The organism is Cupriavidus numazuensis (genome assembly GCF_905397435.1).
In the GTDB taxonomy this organism is placed as follows: Bacteria; Pseudomonadota; Gammaproteobacteria; order Burkholderiales; family Burkholderiaceae; genus Cupriavidus; species Cupriavidus numazuensis.
This window is the reverse complement of sequence record NZ_CAJPVI010000002.1, coordinates 194021-214314: the sequence shown is the minus strand read 5'-3', so window position 1 is coordinate 214314 and position 20294 is coordinate 194021. Positions and strand designations below refer to the sequence as shown.

At 63.8% G+C, this 20294-nt stretch carries 34 protein-coding genes; 6 read left to right on the top strand and 28 right to left on the bottom strand.

What is annotated here, in order from left to right; translation table 11 throughout:
- Position 1 precedes the first annotated feature (1 nt).
- The 27 genes from KHO41_RS03100 to KHO41_RS02970 form a co-directional block, all read right to left on the bottom strand.
- The gene (locus KHO41_RS03100) at positions 2–1069 is read right to left on the bottom strand and encodes a hypothetical protein (RefSeq protein ID WP_211951836.1); all 1068 of its coding nucleotides are present in this window, start codon (positions 1067–1069) and stop codon (positions 2–4) included.
- Entirely contained in the window at positions 1066–3150 is a 2085-nt protein-coding gene (locus KHO41_RS03095) for a portal protein (RefSeq protein WP_211951835.1), read from the bottom strand. The genes KHO41_RS03100 and KHO41_RS03095 overlap by 4 nt, the downstream gene beginning before the upstream one ends.
- Positions 3151–3182: 32 nt before the next feature.
- The gene (locus KHO41_RS03090) at positions 3183–4733 is read right to left on the bottom strand and encodes a terminase large subunit domain-containing protein (RefSeq protein ID WP_211951834.1); all 1551 of its coding nucleotides are present in this window, start codon (positions 4731–4733) and stop codon (positions 3183–3185) included.
- Positions 4733–5413: a terminase small subunit-like protein gene (locus KHO41_RS03085; protein ID WP_211951833.1), complete on the bottom strand. Its 681-nt coding sequence runs from the start codon at positions 5411–5413 to the stop codon at positions 4733–4735. The genes KHO41_RS03090 and KHO41_RS03085 overlap by 1 nt, the downstream gene beginning before the upstream one ends.
- Before the next feature lie 32 nt (positions 5414–5445).
- On the bottom strand, positions 5446–5787 hold the full coding sequence (locus tag KHO41_RS03080; RefSeq protein WP_211951832.1) for a Rossmann-fold NAD(P)-binding domain-containing protein: 342 nt from the start codon (positions 5785–5787) through the stop codon (positions 5446–5448).
- 195 nt (positions 5788–5982) lie between these two features.
- On the bottom strand, positions 5983–6309 hold the full coding sequence (locus KHO41_RS03075; protein ID WP_211951831.1) for a hypothetical protein: 327 nt from the start codon (positions 6307–6309) through the stop codon (positions 5983–5985).
- On the bottom strand, positions 6303–6971 hold the full coding sequence (locus KHO41_RS03070; protein WP_211951830.1) for a transglycosylase SLT domain-containing protein: 669 nt from the start codon (positions 6969–6971) through the stop codon (positions 6303–6305). The genes KHO41_RS03075 and KHO41_RS03070 overlap by 7 nt, the downstream gene beginning before the upstream one ends.
- On the bottom strand, positions 6968–7609 hold the full coding sequence (locus tag KHO41_RS03065; protein ID WP_211951829.1) for a hypothetical protein: 642 nt from the start codon (positions 7607–7609) through the stop codon (positions 6968–6970). The genes KHO41_RS03070 and KHO41_RS03065 overlap by 4 nt, the downstream gene beginning before the upstream one ends.
- A gap of 2 nt (positions 7610–7611) precedes the next feature.
- Complete coding sequence (locus tag KHO41_RS03060; protein ID WP_211951828.1) at positions 7612–7902, bottom strand: hypothetical protein; 291 nt, start codon at positions 7900–7902, stop codon at positions 7612–7614.
- A 92-nt stretch (positions 7903–7994) separates the two neighbouring features.
- Positions 7995–8993, bottom strand: a complete 999-nt coding sequence (locus KHO41_RS03055) for a P63C domain-containing protein (RefSeq protein WP_211951827.1) — start codon at positions 8991–8993, stop codon at positions 7995–7997.
- 88 nt (positions 8994–9081) lie between these two features.
- Complete coding sequence (locus KHO41_RS03050; RefSeq protein ID WP_211951826.1) at positions 9082–9405, bottom strand: hypothetical protein; 324 nt, start codon at positions 9403–9405, stop codon at positions 9082–9084.
- A 28-nt stretch (positions 9406–9433) separates the two neighbouring features.
- Positions 9434–9850, bottom strand: a complete 417-nt coding sequence (locus tag KHO41_RS03045) for a hypothetical protein (RefSeq protein ID WP_211951825.1) — start codon at positions 9848–9850, stop codon at positions 9434–9436.
- Positions 9843–10058 carry a hypothetical protein gene (locus tag KHO41_RS03040; protein ID WP_211951824.1) on the bottom strand — a complete coding sequence of 72 codons (216 nt, stop codon included), beginning with the start codon at positions 10056–10058 and terminating at the stop codon, positions 9843–9845. Before KHO41_RS03040 ends, KHO41_RS03045 begins: the two co-directional genes overlap by 8 nt.
- A complete protein-coding gene (locus tag KHO41_RS03035) occupies positions 10051–10308 on the bottom strand; it encodes a hypothetical protein (RefSeq protein ID WP_211951823.1) in 258 nt (85 codons plus the stop codon). Before KHO41_RS03035 ends, KHO41_RS03040 begins: the two co-directional genes overlap by 8 nt.
- Positions 10305–10661: a hypothetical protein gene (locus tag KHO41_RS03030; protein WP_211951822.1), complete on the bottom strand. Its 357-nt coding sequence runs from the start codon at positions 10659–10661 to the stop codon at positions 10305–10307. Before KHO41_RS03030 ends, KHO41_RS03035 begins: the two co-directional genes overlap by 4 nt.
- Complete coding sequence (locus tag KHO41_RS03025; RefSeq protein ID WP_211951821.1) at positions 10658–11050, bottom strand: hypothetical protein; 393 nt, start codon at positions 11048–11050, stop codon at positions 10658–10660. The genes KHO41_RS03030 and KHO41_RS03025 overlap by 4 nt, the downstream gene beginning before the upstream one ends.
- Positions 11051–11086: 36 nt before the next feature.
- Positions 11087–11608 (bottom strand): hypothetical protein, encoded by a 522-nt coding sequence (locus tag KHO41_RS03020; RefSeq protein WP_211951820.1) that lies wholly within the window; start codon positions 11606–11608, stop codon positions 11087–11089.
- Entirely contained in the window at positions 11608–11883 is a 276-nt protein-coding gene (locus KHO41_RS03015; protein WP_211951819.1) for a hypothetical protein, read from the bottom strand. The genes KHO41_RS03020 and KHO41_RS03015 overlap by 1 nt, the downstream gene beginning before the upstream one ends.
- Positions 11883–12305 (bottom strand): DUF1064 domain-containing protein, encoded by a 423-nt coding sequence (locus KHO41_RS03010; protein WP_244873693.1) that lies wholly within the window; start codon positions 12303–12305, stop codon positions 11883–11885. The genes KHO41_RS03015 and KHO41_RS03010 overlap by 1 nt, the downstream gene beginning before the upstream one ends.
- A 29-nt stretch (positions 12306–12334) precedes the next feature.
- The gene (locus KHO41_RS03005; RefSeq protein ID WP_211951818.1) at positions 12335–13429 is read right to left on the bottom strand and encodes a DNA-methyltransferase; all 1095 of its coding nucleotides are present in this window, start codon (positions 13427–13429) and stop codon (positions 12335–12337) included.
- 232 nt (positions 13430–13661) lie between these two features.
- Positions 13662–14315, bottom strand: a complete 654-nt coding sequence (locus KHO41_RS03000) for a DUF6475 domain-containing protein (protein ID WP_211951817.1) — start codon at positions 14313–14315, stop codon at positions 13662–13664.
- A complete protein-coding gene (locus KHO41_RS41135; protein ID WP_244873692.1) occupies positions 14312–15190 on the bottom strand; it encodes a hypothetical protein in 879 nt (292 codons plus the stop codon). The genes KHO41_RS03000 and KHO41_RS41135 overlap by 4 nt, the downstream gene beginning before the upstream one ends.
- Positions 15187–15732, bottom strand: coding sequence for an HNH endonuclease (locus tag KHO41_RS02990; RefSeq protein ID WP_211951816.1), 546 nt, complete (start codon positions 15730–15732; stop codon positions 15187–15189). Before KHO41_RS02990 ends, KHO41_RS41135 begins: the two co-directional genes overlap by 4 nt.
- 2 nt (positions 15733–15734) lie before the next feature.
- Positions 15735–16145, bottom strand: coding sequence for a Ref family recombination enhancement nuclease (locus tag KHO41_RS02985; RefSeq protein ID WP_211951815.1), 411 nt, complete (start codon positions 16143–16145; stop codon positions 15735–15737).
- Between the two features lie 19 nt (positions 16146–16164).
- On the bottom strand, positions 16165–16335 hold the full coding sequence (locus tag KHO41_RS02980; RefSeq protein WP_211951814.1) for a hypothetical protein: 171 nt from the start codon (positions 16333–16335) through the stop codon (positions 16165–16167).
- Positions 16335–16535 carry a hypothetical protein gene (locus KHO41_RS02975; RefSeq protein WP_211951813.1) on the bottom strand — a complete coding sequence of 67 codons (201 nt, stop codon included), beginning with the start codon at positions 16533–16535 and terminating at the stop codon, positions 16335–16337. Before KHO41_RS02975 ends, KHO41_RS02980 begins: the two co-directional genes overlap by 1 nt.
- A gap of 227 nt (positions 16536–16762) precedes the next feature.
- A complete protein-coding gene (locus KHO41_RS02970; protein WP_211951812.1) occupies positions 16763–17032 on the bottom strand; it encodes a hypothetical protein in 270 nt (89 codons plus the stop codon).
- A gap of 34 nt (positions 17033–17066) precedes the next feature.
- Here KHO41_RS02970 and KHO41_RS02965 point away from each other — a divergent pair, with 34 nt between their 5' ends.
- Positions 17067–17369: a hypothetical protein gene (locus KHO41_RS02965; protein WP_211951811.1), complete on the top strand. Its 303-nt coding sequence runs from the start codon at positions 17067–17069 to the stop codon at positions 17367–17369.
- Positions 17370–17599: 230 nt separating this feature from the next.
- Positions 17600–18001 (top strand): hypothetical protein, encoded by a 402-nt coding sequence (locus KHO41_RS02960; protein WP_211951810.1) that lies wholly within the window; start codon positions 17600–17602, stop codon positions 17999–18001.
- Here the strand turns inward: KHO41_RS02960 and KHO41_RS02955 are convergent, their stop codons facing one another.
- Positions 18002–18241: a transcriptional regulator gene (locus tag KHO41_RS02955; protein WP_211951809.1), complete on the bottom strand. Its 240-nt coding sequence runs from the start codon at positions 18239–18241 to the stop codon at positions 18002–18004. It abuts the gene before it with no gap.
- Positions 18242–18326: 85 nt separating this feature from the next.
- On the opposite strand from KHO41_RS02955, the gene KHO41_RS02950 reads away from it, so the two are divergent.
- Genes KHO41_RS02950 through KHO41_RS02935 form a run of 4 tightly spaced genes read left to right on the top strand, consistent with a single transcriptional unit; the run spans position 18327 to position 20283 of the window.
- Positions 18327–18848, top strand: a complete 522-nt coding sequence (locus KHO41_RS02950) for a hypothetical protein (RefSeq protein ID WP_211951808.1) — start codon at positions 18327–18329, stop codon at positions 18846–18848.
- Positions 18845–19378, top strand: a complete 534-nt coding sequence (locus KHO41_RS02945) for a hypothetical protein (protein WP_211951807.1) — start codon at positions 18845–18847, stop codon at positions 19376–19378. Before KHO41_RS02950 ends, KHO41_RS02945 begins: the two co-directional genes overlap by 4 nt.
- Positions 19371–19748 (top strand): hypothetical protein, encoded by a 378-nt coding sequence (locus KHO41_RS02940; protein ID WP_211951806.1) that lies wholly within the window; start codon positions 19371–19373, stop codon positions 19746–19748. The genes KHO41_RS02945 and KHO41_RS02940 overlap by 8 nt, the downstream gene beginning before the upstream one ends.
- Before the next feature lie 25 nt (positions 19749–19773).
- A complete protein-coding gene (locus KHO41_RS02935) occupies positions 19774–20283 on the top strand; it encodes a hypothetical protein (RefSeq protein ID WP_211951805.1) in 510 nt (169 codons plus the stop codon).
- Positions 20284–20294: the final 11 nt, after the last annotated feature.

Genomic DNA, 20294 nt, shown 5'->3' with positions numbered 1-20294 from the left:
GTTACAGGCTGCCGTAAGCGGTGAGAACCCAGGCCGAACCGTCGTAGGTGGCGCGAGCCCACTGGCCAGGGTTCAGGTACTTGAGCGCGGCCACTGCAACGAGGTCGCCGCCTGTCGCTGCGGAAGTACGCGTGACATGCACGCGGTCGCCCGATGCGGGGTTCGTGATGTTCAGGGTGACGGTGCGGCCGGCGGTGATCGGCGCGGCATAGATGACGGTCGTGTCGATAGCGCGGCCGGTGGTCACGTCCGCGTCGCCGGGCTTCGTGACGGTGGGCGCCGCGATCGAGCCAGCGCTTGCCGCAGCCGCCGCGGCACTCGCGGCCGCAGCCGCCGCGCTCGCCGAGGCATTACCTGCCTGCGTCGTCGCCGTCGCTGCCGATCCCGCCGCTGCAGTCGCCTGCGTGGTGGCCGTGCCCGCCGATCCGGAAGCCGACGAGGCGGACCCAGCCGCAGCAGAAGCAGAGCCCGACGCCGCCGCAGCCGACGCCGCGGCATTCGCCTCCGACGTCGCCGCATTGGTGCGCGAGGCGTCTGCCGCATTGGCGCTGGTGGTAGCCGACTGCGACGAGGCGAGCGCCGCCGCAGCCTGAGCCGCCGCGTCCGTCGCGCTGCCTGCCGCTGCCGCCTCGGCCGTTTCCGCCCCAGTCTGCGCCGCCTGCGCCGCCACCTTCGCCGCATTGGCGCTATCCACCAGGTCGGTGGCAAGGCTCGTCGCCTGATCCAGATAGTCCTGGAAGTCCGTCTTCCCCGGCAGGTCAGGCAGTTGCGCGATTTCCGACAGGTTCGCCGTCGGCGCATCCGGTACAACAGCGATGGTCGAGTAACCCTTCGCGTCCGACGGCTGCACCTTGATCTTGTAGTTCGAAGACTGCGACCCGAGGGCGTTGGGCCACAGGTTCAGCGTCGCCTCGCCATATTGGTCCGTGACCGCCTCAACGATCTGCGGCACGACGAAGCCGTCGTGGATCTCATAGCGATCGAGCTGGGCGGTAACGGTCGCGCCGACCACAGCATCAGCGTTCTGGTCGTAGAGCTTGATCGCGACGGCGCAGGTTGGAATGCTCATTGCGCGTTCTCGCTGGTGGCGTACTGCTGATACTGGGCCGGCATCATGCCGAGCTGGGCGGTTTGCGCTTCGAGGTTGTCGGCCTTGGCGTTCTCGTTGCGGACCTTGGCGGCGGTCAGTGCTGCCTCGAGGACTTGGTTGCGCTCTTCGAGCTTGGCCATCTTTTCGGCCTGTTGGGCTTGAGCCTGCGCCGCTGCCTGCTGTGCCTGCTCGTCGGCCATGCCCAGCTTGCTCTTGAGTAGGTCGACAATCTCAGTCTTGTTTGGCATGTCGCTCATCGAGACCAGGAACGGCACCAGCACGGCCTGCAGTTCTGGCGGCAGGGACTTCGCGACCTCGGCCATCATCTGCTGTTGCTGCAGCTTGAATGTCGGCGTGCTCGGGATGTCGTCCAACACCACCTTGGCGCGCACACGACTGGTGTCGTTGAGCTTCACCGGCTGGCCGGTCTGTGGATCCTGCGCGATCTGGTTCAGCACGATGACGCGCTTGGCCTTGCCGTCGCCCACTTCCACCGGGATCTGGCGACCGTCCATGTCCTCCAGCATCAGGGAGAACAGCATTTCGCCGACCATGCGGCGGGCGAAGCGGTAGTTGTCGTTGATCTCGGCGAGGGTGTTCAGGCCCTGCTCGACCAGTGAATTGATAGCCAGGCCGGACGTGGCGCCCGACTGCTGGCCCATCATGGTCTTGTGGATGCCGGAGGCCTCAGCAATCTCTTGCTTGGCGTCCAGCATAGCGGCGTGCTGCTGCACGGCCAGGTCGCCGCCGACGTCGATCTTGAAGCCGCTCTTCGGATTCCGATTGGGATTCAGGACGATGTAGGCATCCGCGCGAGCCGCCTCCTGCCGCGCTACATCATGATCGGTGACAGCATCCGCATCCGTGACCACGCGGCGAGAGTTCAGCAGCCACAGCTGCTTGGACTTCCGCGCGTTGATCTCGTCCTGCGGCGAGAGCATCGACCGGATGAGGCCGTACGGCGTGCCTGTCAGGTCTTCCTTGTGGCCGAAGAACGGCACGTAGGGGAAATTTCCGTGCTTGTACGGGCTCGGCACGTCATAGAGGAAGTGCGGGCCGCAGTACCAAGCAAGGCGCACGCGCTCGAATGTCCGGCGCTCGACCTTGACGGCGCCCGACAGGATCGCCATCGAGTGCTTGGGATTGTTGAAGTCTGCCTCGACCGCGCGGCCGTCACCCAAGCGCATGACGTAGCCAGACACCCATTTGCGGTACCAGATTTCGTACAGGCACACGCGCCGGCGCACCACGTCGCGCCAGTCGTCGTGATCGATGCGAGTGTCGCGCTCGATGAAGTAAGAGCGCTGCAGGCCGGTGTCGCCGGGCATGATCGGATCGAAGCCAGCCCAGTCGCCGAGCGTGTAGCGCAGCAGGTTGGCGTACTCTGGCATCATGGCGATGGCCGCGTCCACGTCCAGCCATCGACGGCGGATCAGGTACTTCGCGTCGGAAAGGTCCGGCTCCAGCGAGCGCCAGTCCCACGCGATTTCCCGACGGTGCACGCTCTTGACACGGTATTGACCCTTGAACGGGTCGTGCTCGCGGCCGACTTCCACCCAGCCGATACCAGCCTTGATCTGGCCAGCGTAGGCGTCCGAGCAAGCGCGATCCGCACGGGTTTCCGTCTCGGCGTGCTTAAGCTTCAGGGACAGGGCTTCGGAGGCGTCCGGGCTGGTGATGCCATCGTCCTCGGCCCGCACTCGCCAGTCGGAGCGGGTCTTCGCCTCCATACCGAGCACGGTGTCGATGCTGGGCTTGATCAGGTTCGTGATCAGCGGTGGCTGGCCACGCTCTTCCAGAATCTCCAACTGCTTGGCATCAAGCTGGTTGCCGTCGTAGTAGTCGCAGCAGCGGTCTGATTCCTTCCGCCAGGCGGGCTGTCGCTTCACTTCAAACAGGAAGTCAGCCACCTGCTCAGGCGAAAGCGCCTCGTCGCGCAGTTCCTCGGGCTGTTCGGTGGAGCGCTCAACGTCTCCGTCTACGCGGCCAGAGCCCTGCCCGGCGGTCAAAGGCTCGTCGGGGCGGGGAATAGCAGCGCTGGTCAGTTGAATGTCGCCCATCGGCAAGGATCTCCATGGCGCGCGCCAAGAGATCAACCGACGCGCCAGTCGTATTTTCTGCGGGAGGGGTCAATTCGAGTCGTGGGTACGGGCGGCGTTGCGGCGTAGCGCAGCATCATCGTGCCGTAGCGGCTGGCGGACATCAGATCGTCCTTCAGCTTGACGATCTTCCCGTCCTTGCGGTGGTACAGGCGGAACTCCTGGAACCAGTCGTGCAGGTGGGCGAAGACCTTCCACTTGCCGGTCTGCATGCGGGTGAGCATGTCCATCAGGCCAGCCTCGACGGACGAACGGGAAACCTTCGCTCCGTCCTCTGTACCCGTTTCTGCGTACTGCGCACGCTCCCACAGCATGTTGACGCCTTCCTTGCGGTATAGCTCGGCCAGTTGCTCGCCGCTGCCCTTCTCGGTGTTCAGGCCGTCGTGCGGCCAGGCCACGGGAATCCAGTCGGCGCGGGAGATGATCAGCGGCGCCTGGTCCTTCGGCGTGGTCTCGCGCACGCGCAAGCAGTCATAGACATAGATGATGTCGTTGTCGCGGTCCCATGCAATCCAGACCATGGCACTCGGGTGGTCCCATCCGAAGTCCAGGGCACAGATTCGCGGCCAGGAATCCGGGATGGTGAACGACTGGACCTTGATGGCTTCCTCATCCACCGGGAAGATCCGGCCGGAGCCGAGCACCGGATATCCCTTCGAGCGGGCCTCGCGCAGGTAGGGCGGCGTCGCCTCAAGCAGTTCGGTCTTGGTCTTCTCGTCCAGGTGCGGGACATCGTTCCAGCCCGCCATGACCAGATACTTCGAGGCGCTGACTTTCGATGCGACGGCATCCTTGGCGTCCGGCAAGCCGTTGGGCAGGAACGCCATCACCGTTTCGCTCATGCCTTCGAGCGGGGTGAAGGTGATGTAGATCAGGCCGCCGGTGGTCGCCGTCCGGATCAGGCACTCGCCATAGATATCGATCGGCGGCTCTTCGTCCAGCCATACGCCGTCCTGCTCGGTGCCCTCGAAAGAGCCGCGGCCCTGCTGGTAGCTCTTGAAGCCCAGCTTTGACCAGCCGCCGGACGCGTGCTTGATCTTGACCGTGTCGACCATGTCCGGCACGCCCTGCTTCCAGGTGATCGAGCCGATGTCCTCGCCGGGGATCATCCCGGTGCCGGTGACGCCCTTGCGGCCGCTGGCGTGCGTGATTTCACCCAGCAGCTTGGCCTGGACGATGTCGCGGGTGGTTTCGTTGGTCTTGCCGGCTGCCCAGAACTTCACGGGCTTGTCGAAACGCCGGCCGGTCCACCAGTCCGGATAACGGCCGGTCAGGTGACAGGTGGTCTCGTACGCGCCGCCTTCCGTCTTCCCGATCCGGTTGCCGGCCATGAAGCACCGCTCGCGGTACGCTGCGCCGGCCTCGAAGAACTGCATGTGCTTCGGGTACAGCATGCGCGCGTGCTTGCCGGACTCGGGGAACATGCCGAGCATCTTCCGGCGGGCCTTGCGGTAGGCCTTCTCTTCCAGCAGGGCCAGCAGCTCGAGGCGCTGCTCGCGCGTCAGGCCGGTGCCCGCGGCGGGGCGAGCAGCAACAGCGGCCATTACTCGCCGTCGCCTTCCTGTAGCGCGGCCTGGCGGGCAGCGATCTGAGCATCCAGTTCCTCGTCGGTGAGGTCGGACGTCTTCTTGATCTCGCCGGAGTGGACGGTCTCGATCCGATCGCCGTAAGTCTTCGGCGCCATCCTGGCCAGCAGCCACTTGCGGGTTTCGACGCGCAGCTTGGAGCGCTGGATCACGTCATGGTCGGTGCGCCGCTCGCCGGTTTCCGCGTCGATGTACGTATCGTTGATGCCGTCGTCCGCAATGGCGACCGTCTCAATGACCATTTTGTCGGCGGCTGCCTCGCGCGCGTGGGCGTATGCCTCCGAAAATTCAGGGTAGTCAAGCCGCCATTTGAAGACCGTGCTGCAGGAAGGCATGGCCGGGTCGGCGCAAATCTCGGTCAGGAACTTGCCGTCGGCGATCTTTTCCAGGATGGCGTTGACAAGCTCCTGGCTGTACAGCGACGGGCGGCCGACCTTGCGCTTTGCCGGTGCGCGCTTCTTGGCCGGCTTCTTCTTGGCAGGCGCCTTCTTCCCGGCAGGCTTGGCGCTGGCCAGCGGCGCGGTTTCTGGCCTGTCTGGCGTCTTACGGGCGGCGGGCTTCTTCGCTGCCGGCTGGGCCGGAGCGGCTTCAGGTTCCACGCGGCGCCTCTTATCGGAGGGCGAACCGGACTTGCTCACGGTGGTTTCCTATATGGTGTGTATGAAATTTCTCAGCCGGTTCGAGAGGGCTGGGTGGCCAATGCCGGCGGCATGGTGGTGACGGACTTCACAACGACCGTTCCAGACGCAGCCATGACTGCCAGCACGCCAGTGATCACCCAGCCGCGGACTAGGCGCATAGTGGGCAGGTCCGTTTCGATGGCGCGGATCCGGCCGTCCTGCTCCTTGAGGGACTTGAATGCGCGTTCCAGCGCTTCCCGTGTTTCCAGGTGGCGCTGCTCCATGGCGATGATCGTGGCGTTCTGCTCGACCAGCTTGGTGACGGCGCGCTCCAGTTGGGACAGGCGGTAGTCGATCAGCAGCTCGGCGCCGGGGGTCGTGGTGTCGCTCATCGGGTCACCTCGACTGCGAGAGCTTCACGAGCGTTCACAGCGTCAATCAGGCGGTCCATGCGAGCAGAGCAGCCTTTGCCGTATTCCTTGGCTTCTCCAAGGCGTGCGGCAAGGTCGTATTGATCAGCAGTTGTGAGTTGGCTGAAGATCGGGCTGCCGCACGGCTGTTTCAGCGCTTCCGGCACGGGCGGGAACTTAACGGTTAAGGTCGTCCCGCAGGCTGTCAGGAAGACGGCAAGCAACAGGGGCAGGATGCGCACGGGCGGCCTCGGTGAGTTGGGATTGAAAGTCGGCCGCTTCCTTCTTCGCGGCGGCGAGTTGGGTCTGAAGGGTCTTGACCTGAGCGGTATCGGTCACTGTCACGGTCTGGGTGATGACCTTGTCGACGGTCTTCGCGGCGGTCTGCTCGCCGGAGTGTCTGCCGCTGATAAAGATCGCGCCCGTGATAACGCCGACGATGTAGATGCCGATGAGCAGCAGGAGGTCTCGCGCCGGCTTGAGAGGTTGGAGCCAGTTCAGCATGGGAACCTCACCGGGCGGCCCCAGGTTGTGAACAGCGGCTGCCAGCGGCCGAGGATCTGGAGCGGGTAGTCCGCGTTCTCGCGCTGGTTGGCTGGGTGGATGCCCGGGTTGATCTGGCCGGTGACGGGCCAGGAGCCGGGCGCGGCGCTCAGTTTCTGCCGCTTGTAGACGTAGCCGAGGCCTCCGTTGTAGCTCGACAGGACGAATGCCCAGCGGTCACACTCGGTGGCGGCGGTCTTGACGCGGTCGTACAGCCAGCGGTCGTACCAGACCCCTGCGCGGATGCTCCACTGCGGGTTCAGCGGCTGCACCGGCCCGTCGACGCCAGCCTGCCCTGCCCACGTGGCGGTCGCCGGCATGAACTGCATGAGCCCTTGGGCGCCTACCTGGCTCCTGGCGAGCGGGTTGAACTTCGATTCCTGCATGATCTGCGCGGCGATCACGGGCACCGGGCCGGTGGCGCCGAAGCGGAATGCAGTCTCGCGGGCGATCGCCTGGCGGTACTGGTGCGCGGCGGGCGGAATCTGTGCACTGGCGGCGAGCGTCGCGGCCAGCAGCATTAGGCCGACAATCACCGACAGCGCGACGACGGCGCAACCGCGCATCCCGAGGCGGGTCGGCGGGGGGGATTCCTTCCGGCGATGGGATGCGCGAGTGCTCATTGGCCTGGCTCCTCGTGCAGGAGATAGGCGTAGCCGTTCTGGCGGCGGTTAGAGCCGGGGTAGTCGGCGTCAGCGGCGGCCCGGCAGCTGTAGACCGGGATGCTGCTGAAAATCTTCGGCGATTGCAGATCAGGGAACGCCGTGACGTTGGCGAAAGCGCCCTGCCCTGCGCCGTGCACGCGGGTGATAAGGCCGGGGTGCTCGTCGGTGCCGTTGGCGATGTAGCCCTTCACCATCACTTGGTTGCCGATGCGGGGCTTCCAGCCCTGCGGCGGATCGATCGGCGGCAGCGGCTCAGCGATGGGATTCGGCGTCGGCGTAGCGCAAGCGGCCGGCATGCCAACGACCGACTGAGGCGCGGCGGCGTCGGCCTGAATGGGGCTGTACTTGCGCTCGAAGACGTCCTTCGGGTTCAGGTAGGCATAACCATCCTCCTGCACCACAAGGTAGTCGCCGGGCACCGGGATGTAGCGGGCGGTCATGTCCGAGAGCGCCGTGTAGCCGCTGCCATCCTCAAGCCTCAATTGCAGGTCGGGGCTCGTTTGGCCGTAGCCTTCGACTCGGCAGGTGATGTCTTTGACCTCGCTGATGCGCAAGGCACGCACGCGCACCGGGTTGGCGATGTGGGTTGTCTGCATGCTCACAGCCCCGTCAGGCCAGCAATGATCACCGCACCAATGATCAGCGCGCGAGCAATGCGGTCATTCGTGGGGCTGGCGGCGTTGACCCGGCCCAGCGCGTTGCGGCTGATCCAGTAGCCCACCCATGCAAAGGTGGTGACGTGGCCCAGCTTCTGCAGCGTGACCTGGACGGTCGGGAAGCGGCTGCCGTCGATCAGCAGCACAGCCACATAGAACAGCAGGCCGAGGATCAGCCAAATGGCCATCCGCAGACGGTCCTGCAGTGCGTAGCTTGCGGGGGTTCGGGACATGCTCGCCTCATCGGGTAAGGGGATGAGGCGAGTGTATGGATGGGGAGACTATTCGAGGCGCGACAGAAGAAAGGGCGCCGAAGCGCCCGATTTCACATCAACAGGGAGAGATTTTCCCCCTTCTTGGGGAATGCCTTCGTGAACTGGTGCTTGAACTCATTCCAGTCATCATGGGCGCGCATGAACCCGATGATGGCGTACATGTGGCTTGCGAGTGCCGGGTGTCCGATTTCCTCGGTCAGCCACTGGAAGTGCTTCGCCTTGCGCTGGCCGCGCTCGTTGGTCGGGTTGCGGCGATTCAGTTCGTCGAGTACCCCCGGGCCGAGGCGCTCATAGACCAGATCGTTGATGTAGTGCCCGACCACGCCGGGGCGGCGCGACGTGCCCGTCCATTTCCATTTCTTGAGCCGGAACAGCTGCTCGAAGAACTCGTCCGGGAAGGTCTTCACCCATGCGGCCAGTTCCTTGCGGAGGAACTTGTCGAGGTAGGCCTGCAGGGCATCGCGCGCGCGCACGCTCTGGTAGCCCGTTGCTTCGTCGACCAGCGCGACAATGCCAGTCTCGGCCAGGCCGCGCACCAGCATGTCAGCGCGCTTGGCGACGTGCTCCTGCGTGTAGTGCAGCATCTTCTGGTCGCGGGCGCGCAGATACAGGTTGCAAACCTGCGGCAGCAGTTCGGCGCGATACCCATAGGCCGTGATGCCTTCTACCTTGAATTCGACGGGCATCGTCGAGCGCAAAAATTCCTCTGTAATCAAAGGCTTGAGGTTCGCCGCGAACAGAAAACTGGGGGCATTGTCGAGGGCCGCGCTGCGCGCGCCAGTTCCGCCTTTCGGACGACCGGATCGGCCAATAGCTTTGAGGAAGCCGTCTTGCGTCAGAACCCGCGTTCCGTCGCTCAGGACATAGCACGGGATTTCCACGTCGAGGATACGCAGCGGTCGGTCGACGGAGCCGAACTCCGCGACGGGCAGGTCGCTGCCGCTCCACCGCTTGCGCGCGGCCTTCGCCGCGATCTGACGACGCTTCTCGGGGTCGAGCGCCTGAGCGCGGGCAACCCCGCCTGCAACCTTGCTATTGTCCTTTTTCATGCAAGCATCCATTTGTTATGGTGCTTGCATACTATGCGCATTCAATCACAAATGCAAGCATCGTCATCGATGGCGATGCTTGCATTGATTAGGCATGGATCGCATGGAAGAAGCATTCCAGCCCGGCGTGGCCCCGGTCCTGCACCAAGCGCCCCCAGCGGGACGTGAACTTGCGCCCCTCGCGCGAGATGCGCCGCTCGTTGTTGAGGAATGTCAGCGCGTCGAGCGCTTGCTTGTAGGAGATGCCGGCGCGCTGCGCCACCTCCTGGCCGGTCAGAAGGCGGTCTGCGGCGTTGATGACCTCGAGCACCTTGTCTCGGTTGGTCTTCGCGCGAAGCGCCTCGAAGTGAAACTGAAGTGATAACTGCCCTGCCGCGATCGCCGCGGCATACCTGCGTTGAAACGCCCCCATTCCCGCCCCCGGAAAATCAGGGACCCGGTTAGTCGAACTGCACCCCATGCGTCGTGGCAGCATAGGCCGCGACCTTTGTCATGTATTGGCTCATCTCGCGCACGGTGATTTCGCCGCGTGCTATCGATGGCTGCACGAATTTTATGCTGCCGTCTGGCAAACGCAACTCCCTTGCAGGTAGAAAGCGTTCTTTCATGCTGATGTGCCACGCTTTCTCGCTGAAGCGCTGGCCCTCCACCCAGACCTGCTCGGCGATGGGCTCGATCAGCGATGACCAGTAGGCCTTCACCTGAACCTCAAGGCGGTCTTGGTCATCGTCGGTCAGGATCACGCGAAGAGGACGGCCATCGCGTGCCATGGTTGGGGCTGCCGCGCGGACGGTGGATACCACCTCGGCCCAGTCCGCGCGGCCGCGAAGCACGATTTCCCGGTAGACCTCAGCCACGGCGCGCCAGAATCTCGCGCTCGCGCGCCTTGTCCCGCTTCAGCAGCGGAGCCCAGGCCATCAGGTACTGACCAAGCTCTCCGTACCACTGGCCGGTGATGGATACCCCGCCCACCGTCAGCAACTGCACCTTGGCGCCGCGATTTGGCGGCACCTCGTAGCGCCAGCCGGTAGGCGGTGCGGCGATATGGGTCTGAGAATCACGCACAAGAAACCTCACCCTTCGAATGCTTCGCGCGCGCCTCGGTCAGCGTGCGCGTGCCGGCGATGCGGCAAACGATCTGCATGGCGCGGTTGCGGCTGATCTCGTACTTCGCGGCGGCCGCGGCCAGCGTCTGGCCCTCGATCGCCACCATGCGGTGGATCTCTGTGTTCCGCGCGATGGTCTGCAGAGCCCTCGACGTCAGCAGGTTCACGGCGTCATGGGCGGCCTTTGCTTCTGTCCAGTACCCCGTCATGCCGCCTCCTTGGTGCGGTACTCATGCAGCGCTGCTGCGGCGCGGGTGATAGCGAGCCGCACGGCCGCGGCCTTGTTCTGCGTGGCGTCCTCCATAATCGTCAGCGCCCTGTCTCCCGGGTAGGTCTCAGCCATAGCAATGCCTCGACGGACAATGACACTCATGCCGCAATCGATCTGTAGGCGGAAGGCGTCGCCGTCGTGGCGCAGACTGTCGAACAGCGCCCACTGGTCGCCCACGCCTACGTGCACCACCTCCAGCTCGCGCACGCGGAACCGGCGCACCTCATAGCCGGCGGCGCGCGCGGCCGCCTCGATCATGGCGAGTTCTTCCACGCTGGCCGGCCCCATCATGCGATCACCGTTGCCGGGTCCGGCGCGTCGATCAGGTCCAGCACGCGCTGAAACCGCTTCTGGAAAGGCTCGTCCAGGATCTCCTGCTGGAAGCGCGTCACCGGCTCGCGGCGCTGCTTGAACGGCGAGCCGTGCAGCACTTCACCTGGCGTCAGGTCGTTGAACTCGTCCACTGGAGTGACCCAGAATCCGCCGTAGCTGACGCGTGACAGGCGTAGGTGGTCGCGCTGCGTTTGCGCGGCGAGCTTCCCCCACGTCTCGTTCAGGCTTTCGGCCTTGGCGTCCGCATCCTCGCGGGTGGTCATGCGCTCCGGCGTCCGGAACCCGATACCGAAGTAGCTCTCGCCGTGGCCGGCGTTCTGGTGCGTCGCGAAAAACAGCTTGCTCACAATCTCTCCTGTTGAGGCGCCACGCTGGCGCCGGTCTTATGCCGCCAGCGCAAAGCGCTTCGTGCCTTCCTTCTGAACCTTCACCACTGCACCCATCTCCAGCCGGCGCACTGCCTCCTGAATCGCCCGGGTGTACTGGCGCTTAGTCACCCCTTCGAGCAGCGTCTCGTAGAACGCAATGCCCTCATTGAGCGCCGGCAGGTCGCCGGGTCCGAAACCCAGCTTCCCGTGGCGCGGGCTATTCGGGTTCTTGCAGGCCTCTGCTACGTTGATCATGGCGTTCTGGGCGGCGTAGACCACCTCGAGCCCGATTTCCTTGTTGCCGGCGTTCTCGCACAGCATTTGCGAGGTGTTAAGCGCGTTGACTATCGTGTGCCAGTCCTGTGCGCAGCCGGTGCCGCGTGCCATGGAGCGGACCGAGCCATGCAGGGACATGAGGATGGTCGCGCGCTGGTGGTCGGGTAGTGGCTGGTCGCCCTCGAAGATCAGTGCCAGCACGTCGCGGCGGGCCTCGCGCGGCTTGTAGGCCTTGTCGCGCTTCTTTGTGGTCTTGGCCATCACAGGCTCCTGAGTTTGGCGGCGCGGCGGGCGCGCTTTGCTTCGGCTGCGGCCTTGCGGCGCAGGTCTTCGGCGCCGGGCTTGAATGCCTCGCGAGTTTCCTCGCTGGTCAGCGTGCGCGGCTCGAGCGCAGCGAAGTAGTTCACGCCGCGCGGCGCCATGGCTATGGCCATGCCCAGCGCCTGCGCGATCTGCAGGCTGGCGCGGCGGGCTCGCTCGCCGCCGGTGACCACTACCACCGGCTCGGCGGCCGGCGCTGTTTGCTTGCAGTCCATTAGATTTCTTCCTCGATCCATCCAGCGTCACCCTTGCCAGCCGGGTAGACGAACTTGAAAACAAAGGGATACAAGGCGGCGGCGATCTTAGTTTTTGCGCGCGCGTCGTCCTCGATCATGGCTTTGGCGCCCTTCACGTCCCGCATCTCCAGAATCCCGGCGTCAGTCATCACCGCGAAGTCGATCGTGATGGACGTATTCTTGGCGAGCATCAGCTTGACGCCCTCGAAGTTCCACCAGAGCACGGCGCCGGCCAGCTTCTGCTGGTCCAGGTAGACGGCGTAGCGGCTTTCAGTTTTGTTCATCGTGCCGCGCGGCAACCGGCCCTTCGCCTGGTTGCGCTTGAGCACTGCGGCGGCGCGGTCGGCCTTCGACAGCGGAGCCGGTACCGGCTTGGACTGGCGCGCCTGGTGCGCGGCCAATTGTTCAGGCGTCCAGCGAAGCATTCCGCTCATGCCGCCTCCAGGACCAGGCCAAGCTGGCGCGTGCGCTCGGCCTGCAGCGCGATGTATTCCGGGTTCAGTTCGGAACCGAGCCAGCGGCGGCCGAGGCGCTGGGCGACACTGGCCGTCGTGCCGGAGCCCATGAACGGATCGAAGACGATGTCGCCGGGCCGGCTGCCGGCGAGAATGCAAGGCTCAACCAAGGCCTCCGGGAACGTGGCGAAGTGGGCGCCGCTGTACGACTGGGTGGCGATCGTCCAGACGCTGCGCTTGTTCCGCATCTCCGTGATCGCACGGAAGGCCTCCCGTCCCTCCAAGTCGTTCGTCTTGCCTGCGAACTCACCTCGCTTGACGCTCTCGCGCACCTTATGGGCATAGGCTTGGAGGCCTGCCTTCGTGCGGTGGCGCTCGTCGCCCGCTTCGTAGGCGGCCTGTCCCTTGGCGGCATTCACGTTGCCAGGCACGCGCACACGGCCACGCTCGCGCTCATCGGCGTCAGTGCCATGACCAAAGCCCACCCCAGAGGGGGTCGGCCCATACGTTGCCGGCTCCTTGATCGCGTCAGCGTCGAAGTAATAGCGCTCGCTGCGGGTCATCAGAAACAGGTACTCATGCGCTTTGGTGCACCGATCGCGCACGCTCTCCGGCATGGGGTTCGGCTTGTGCCAGATGATGTCTTGGCGCAGATTCCACCCGGCATCTTGAAGTGCAAAGGCGAGGCGCCATGGCTGGCCCATCAAATTCTTGGGGCGCATCCCGGTATTGGTCTTGGCGCGGCCAACTGACGTGTCGCCATGCAATGCCTTCACATGCTTGCCGCCAGTAGATCCACCCCACTTGGCGTCGTTCGCATAGGCGTCGCCCATGTTCAGCCAGAGCGTGCCGTCGTCCGCCAACAGTTCACGGCAAAGGTCGAACACCTCTACCATGCTGGCCAGAAAATCGCGCAGCGTCGGCTCTTGGCCAATTTGCCCAGCGTGGCCGTAGTCGCGCAGGCCCCAATACGGAGGGCTGGTGACGATGCATTGCACGCGCACGCCGGTGGCGATCAGGTCGCGCATGATGTCGCGGCAGTCGCCTTGGTAGCAATGGTCGATCTTCATACCGTCCGCCCCTTGATCCACTCGCGGCGCTGTGCCACCTGCTCTTCCGATACCGGCACATGCTTCTCACATGCCGGGCTTTCTCCGCCTATCCAGCGAAGCGCCAGAGATTCATTTAGGCATCGCCCCATCCCTACCCTTGCATGCGCCCTATCGCTTGCCGTCAGGTGTTCCTGGCCTGCTCCTGAGCGGGGCTTTAGGGTGAAGCGATCGCAGGTAATGCAGGTGGTAGTCATGCTTGCTTTCTCCCGTCGCCGAGGCGCGGCACCTGGTTGGCGGCGAGTTGCACGACCGTCGTGATCTGCAGCAGCGGCACGTCGGAACCGCTGGCGCGCACCTGTGCGGCCTTGGCCGGATCGCCCAGCAGCAGCGGTGCTTCAACCGCAAAGCCCGTCTTCGCGTTCTGCGCCTCGGCCATGCCGACCAGGTGCGGCGGGAAGTCGGGGATCTCGCTGCGCATCTTGTAGCCGCGGTACCGGTTCACGAACTCGTTTCGCACGAACGGCCATTCGTCCTCGTTCTTGCGGCCAAGTTCGATCCAGCCGCCCATTTCCGTGAGCACTCGATGGATCAGCGGGTCATCGAACGAAACCGAACGGTAGGTGCCCACGGTGCGCAAGCCGCGATCGACCTTTGCCCACGCCACCAGGGCGCTGTCCTGCGTGGAGCCCTGCAGCATGCGGATGATGTCGGCCGGCTTCGGCATGAACTGGCCGGAATCCGGGTTCACGCAGTGGCGGTTGAACGCCTCGGCCACGGCCTCGAAGTCGAACGGCTGCATAGCCTGCCACCAGACACGGCCCGCGAAATCCGAAAAGTCCTGGCGATAGAAGGCCGACACGTCCGAAACGAGCCGGGTAAAGCGGGATGCGTCCTGCGGTGTCATTGCGCTGCTCCTTCGAGTTCTGCGGCGAGCCGTTCGGCCACCGCGCGGTTATTGGCTTCCAGGGCTTCCTGGCGATTCGGCGCCTTGCGCTCGCCCTTCAGGCGCTGGCAGCACGCTTTCAGGTACTCGCGGGCGTCGGCTGGCTGCTCCGCCACTGCGGCGGCAACCGCGTCCTTGACGATGGGGAAGGTGTAGTCCTGCACCAACTTGCCCATGAAGGTCCGGCACTGGGACGGCGGGCAGCCGCCCTGCTCCAGCACCGACACCGCGGCTCGCCAAAGCTCGGCCTTGGCCAGTTCCTCGGGGGACTTGGCCTTCGCAGGCGGCTCGCCGCCCGTTCCGTCAGGAACGGAATCATCCGAAGGTGAAGATGAAGATGCAGTAGAAGAGCCGTCACCAAAGGGGGGCTTAGGTGCATCCTTTGGTGCGACACCTTTCCCATGCTTTGCGTCACCCTTCGATGCGGCATCATTGCCTTCACCGAAGCGCGACGATTCGCCGCGAATGGTGCGTACATATTCATCACGAACCATGCGCGAGGAATACCAAATCGGCCCCTCTTGAGTAGCAATCAGCGTCACTGGTGCGCCATCCTTGCGGCCGGATCGCGGGACATAGATGAAGGCTTCGCACGGCGCGCCGGCATCGGCGCCCTTCAGTACGCCCTTGGTAACGAGCGCCTTCAGGTCGGCCAGCTTGCAGCCCACGGCCTGAGCGATTTCCTTCAGGGCCCAGCGCAGTACGCCGTATTCCTCGGAATCGTGAAGCAGGCACATCACGTCCAGCCAGATGCCCTTTTCGGCATGGCTACAGCGACGCAGGTTCGTGTTCGACTGCCAGTCGCCCGGGTAAAACTGAAATGACGGGCGCCTCATTTTTGATCCCGAATCTTGTTCCAGCAGACGCCACAGAAGTAGCGGAAGATCTGCCCCGTCTTGAATGTCTTGCGAATGCCGGCGATCTCCATTGCATCGATGACTTCGTGCACACCCAGCTTCTCGATGAACTGGCGTACGCTGACCAGAGACGACGGGCTCAAGGTGTAGCCGGCGTCGAATCGCTCGTACACCTCCGCCACGCGCGCCGCCTCAGAATCCAGGCGCCGACGCTTCCCCTCGATCACATCGTGGTAGCCGCGCAGCTGCTCTTCGCGCTCAGCGATCAGGTCCGCCTTTTCCTGCAGCGATTGCGGGACGGACGTCAGAAGGCGTGCGCGCTTACCGTTATTGCAAGGCTCGCAGGCGGTAACGAGGTTATCCATGTCGTCCGATCCGCCCTCGGCCACGGGGTGGATGTGATCGACCTGCAGAGTCGCCTCCGGCGGGTGCGCGCCGCAGTACTGGCAGGTAAAGCCGTCTCGCTTGAAAACCTCAAAGCGGGTCTTCTTGCTGATAGGCTTGCGTTGTTGTTCGCTCATGATCAAACCTCGTTGGCCGGCAGATGGGCGACCAGAATTGTTCGTACGCGCTCCACGAGCTCGACCTCACTGACGCCATACATGGCTGCGAACTGCGGGCGGCCCATGTCGTGCACGCCGTAGCCGCTGTGCTGGTGATGCGCCGGGCAGAGTCCCACCGTGCGGTAGTGGCTCGCACGCATGGCGCCCTGGCCGGTGCGCTGGTGGTGAACGATGGCCGCGGTCTTGCCCAGCCCGAGGTGCTGGCAGAGCATGCAGCCCAACGCCTGGACGTGGCCCATGTAACGACGTTCGGCCGCGGTCGCCTGCTTCCGCTTGGCGCGCATGCGCTTCGGTGCCTTGGTGGGCTTCGCTTCGGCCGCTGTGCGCGCGAGCTGGGCGCCGCCCTGCTTGAAGCCGCAGGTACGCTTCAACGGAGTGCGCTTCAGGGGCTTAGTGCTGCGGTTCAGCATGGCTGGCAGCCTCCACGTCGATCGGCAGGCCAAGGCTGTCGCGCTTGACCTTCTTCGCCCGCTCTTCGGCCGCGCGAAGCTTCTCGGCCTCCTTGTCGTCAGCACGCTTGCGGAGGGCATCGCGTAATGCGATTTCGAAGGGAAGTAGCATCACTGCACCTCCACGGCTTTAGCGACGCGGGCTTCCTTGCACGACGGGCAAACGTTCAGCTTCCCGTTCTTGAGGCGCAGCGCGCGGTTGAAGAAGCCATTGCAGCCTGTGCACTTGAACGAGTTGTGCTGGCCGGCATATGGGATGGTGGAGACGGGCGCGCGGCGGCGCATCTCGATGATTCGGGGGTCGAGGATCATGCTGCGGTCCTCCGCTTGGCGCGGCGAGCAACCACGAAACCCTGGCTCCATTCCTTGCGGGCCTCGGTGTGCTGCGGATACGGATTGTGACTACCCTTCTTCCCTGCGCGGGCAGCACTCTTACCTTCGTCGCGAATAGCTTCGCGCGATCGAACTTGCTCCATCTGTATTCCCCCGGTGCGGCCGCGGCCGCTTTCATCGAATCAACGAACTACTGCGCGCGGCTCTCAGTCTTTATTGGGTTCGAATCGCGCACCATTCCCTTTGGCGACATTCCGGCGCTGCTCGGCTAACCTCAACATGTCGTCTGGAAGGGCCCAATGGCAGATGATTTCCCGGACCAGTTCGGCACGGGTCATGCCGGCTTCGCGGGCCTTCTGGGTAACGATGTCGCCTACTACCTCCGGCAGATCGGTCTTGACCGAGTCGGTCAGCTTGCCGAGCGGATGGTTGAACGGGGTGCGGGACATGAGCAGTTCTTCAATTTCTTCAAGCATGGGTCTCAGTGGAGAGTCAGACGGGAGCGCCGATATGACGCCAAGCAAAAACGAAGTGGCGGTCAACACAACGAAGCCACTCACCGAACACGATCTGGAGCACCGCAACATGCGCCTGCAGCTGTTCGTGCTGCGCCAGCTGCTGCTTAAGTCCTACGCCGAGCAGTACGGCGACCGCGCTCAGCAGGTGATCGCCGAGCGCTTGGCTACGGTGAGCGATGCAGCGCCTGGCGCTGGCATGCACGCTGCGGAACAGGCCCTGCTGATCGAAGAGTCGGCGGAAGTCTTCGCGGACATCGATGAGCACCTGGCTTTGATTCAGGCGGATGCGCTTTGAGGGCGATGCGAGCAGCGCTCCCTGCCCTGCTTGGCGCCGGCCATACGTGGCGCGCGGCGATGACGAGAGTCCGACAACCGGGCCGGCCAGCGGCGCCACTGCATTCAGGTCTTGAAGAGGGGTCATTTGGTTATCGGGTCTCAGGTATAAAAAGCCCCGGCGCAAAGACGCCAGGGGAAAACCGCCTGCGGGTCAGTCAAGCGGTCGGGGAACCATCGAAAGCGCCGGCAGTGACAGAGCGCTCTGATACGAAAAAGCAGACAAACCTGCGCGGGGACGATGACAAACTGCATCGCATGTACACGTTCGGCGAGCGGCTTCGATGGGCAATGGCGCGCATGGAGCCGCCAATGTCCGGACGCGCCCTCGCCCATCGCATTGGGATCCGACCTCAGTCGATCCACTACCTGCTCGACCCCGCGCGCAACGCTCAGGGGAGCCGCCACACGTCGGCAATTGCACGAGTGCTCGGTGTTTCTGGCGACTGGCTCGCATCGGGAAAGGGCCGGCCTTACGAGAAAGGCGAGCGCCAGGCCGATCCGCAAGAAGTCGTTGCGAGCTGCCTCGCATCCGCAAAGCAACTGGTCGCAGACCTTGAGCGGCTGATTCGATTGCTTGAGGGAAAGGGCTGATCACTTCTTGGCGCCCCCGCCTTCAGCCAGCTCGGGCCAGAAGACATGCCAGTCGGTCGGGAACAAATCCTTTCTGGTAACCGCGCCGCCAGTGGCCCGCTCTATCGCCAAGCCAAAGTGCTTGGGAACCGGTCGCACACCACTTGCCCAACGGCTCACGTCGGGCTGATGCGCCCCGATTGCCTTCGCTAATTGAAGGCATCGACCACGTTCTTGGGACAGGTATGTCTTGAGATCCATGGCGCGAAGTATAGCGCTGCGCTAATCGTTGTCAATAGCGCAGCGCACATTTCAAAGTATAGCGCTCTGCTATTTAATCGGTGCCATGCAAACCATTGACGAAATCCGCCGCGAGAACCTGGAGCTGGCCGTGCAGCGGCTGGGCGGGAAGGCGGTTGCTCTCGCGAACGCGGCTGGCCTGTCAGCGGCGTATATCAGCCAAATCCGGACAAAGCAGCCTGATTCGAAGAGTGGAAAGCCGAAATCCCTAGGTGATGACGCAGCGCGCAAGGTTGAGGCGGCAATCGGCGAACGGGCTGGGTGGATGGATGTCCGTCATGGCGATGATGCGAAGCCGGCGGAGTCCGCAAACACTTTCACTCAGGGCTCGTACGCCATGAGCACTACTGTCGCGCGATTGGCGAAGATCCTCGACGGCCGCGAGCAAGCTGAGATCGATATGATTCTTGACGCCGTTGAGCTGTTGCTGAAAGTTGGGCCGACACGGCGCCAGGGGGAGCCGGAGCCAGAGCAATCCGACCAGCCAGTGTTTTCGCGGAAGAAGAGGGTAATCGAGTTCACCGGCCTTCACCCGAGCAGGGCAAGGGGGCGGCAAGGGGCAAAATGAGGCAGTTGCTTGTAATCGTGGTGGCAGTTGGCCTGCTGGGCTGCCAGCAAAAGCAGAGCACGCCCACAAGCTCTGCTGCGCCTGCTGGCGCGTCGGCGGCGACGGTGGCTAAACCGGACAGCCACTCGCAGACCGAGCGCCTGCCGTTCCCGACCTGGAGCGAGTTCAAGGAAGAGAACAACTTCGACACCACTGGCCCGCTAGAACGCAGAATGATCTGGCAGGTCTATCGCGATCGCGTCGTACCGGCTGTCGCGGCTCATCAGGGCTTAGACGCTGCCGAGCTGCAGCGCTACTTTGAATCGAAGGTGCCAAGACCTTTCGAGCCCGCCTATGCCATCCGGCCTACTCCGCGCTCCTTCTCTGGTTATGACTGCACTCAGGATTGCTCTGGCCACGAAGCGGGCTACGCCTGGGCGGAAGAGAATGGCATCACCGATCCTGATGATTGCAGCGGCAAATCCACGTCGTTTATTGAGGGCTGCCAGGCATATGCGGAAGAGCAACAGGAAGGCGAGACGGATGAATAACCCCTCCGACGTGGGGAGCGGCGCGGGCTGGCTGTCGGCTACCCTGATCCATCCAACTTTGGGGTCAAACATGAAGAAGGTCTTTCTGGCCGCCGCATTGCTGGCTGGCGTGTCGCTTGCCCACGCCCAGACAACTTACGTCCGCCCCTCGGTAGACAAGAACGGCAACTACCGCGAGGGTCACGTCCGATCCAACCCGGATCAGATCCGCAGCAACAACCTGAACGCCGAGAACAATCAGTATGGTGGCGTGAACCCGTACACCGGCCAGCGCGGGCACCAGAAGGACGAGTACAGCAACCCACCACAGTACAACCAGTCCTACGGTCAGCCGCAGGGCGGCCAGAGACGGAACCAATATGGGTACTGATATTAGGTGGGCGGGGAGGTAGGAATTGGACGTTGACTTCTCCCACCTTACCGACGCTGACCTTGACCGGCTAAGGCGCGAACCGAAGAAGGTAGAGAATCCCTCGGCCCGGTGGGCGACCAAGGGCGGTCACCGCGAAAAAAACTACCAGGTGCGCGCGATCGACGACGAGACCGCCAAGTACCGGGTATTCGTGAGGGTCTCGGTATCCAATCCGGCCGTCTTCTCCGTGGGCTTGGTGCGGCTTTTCCATTCCGGCGGAGCGCTGGTCCTGGTCAGATATAACGGCGCATACCATCCGCATCGGAATGTAATTGAAAGGAACAAGCTTCCGGCCGCAACACACAGGCACATTGCGACAGAGCGCTACATCCGTGCCGGCTACGATCCGGACGGATTTGCAGAACTGTTTGAGGGCTACACTACGGTTGACGGCGCGCTGCATTGCTTGGTCCGCGATACGCTAATATCGGGATTGAGCACATCCCCAGACGCACCGCAGCAACTTGAACTGACACTCCTACGTGGCACCTGATGCACCTACGG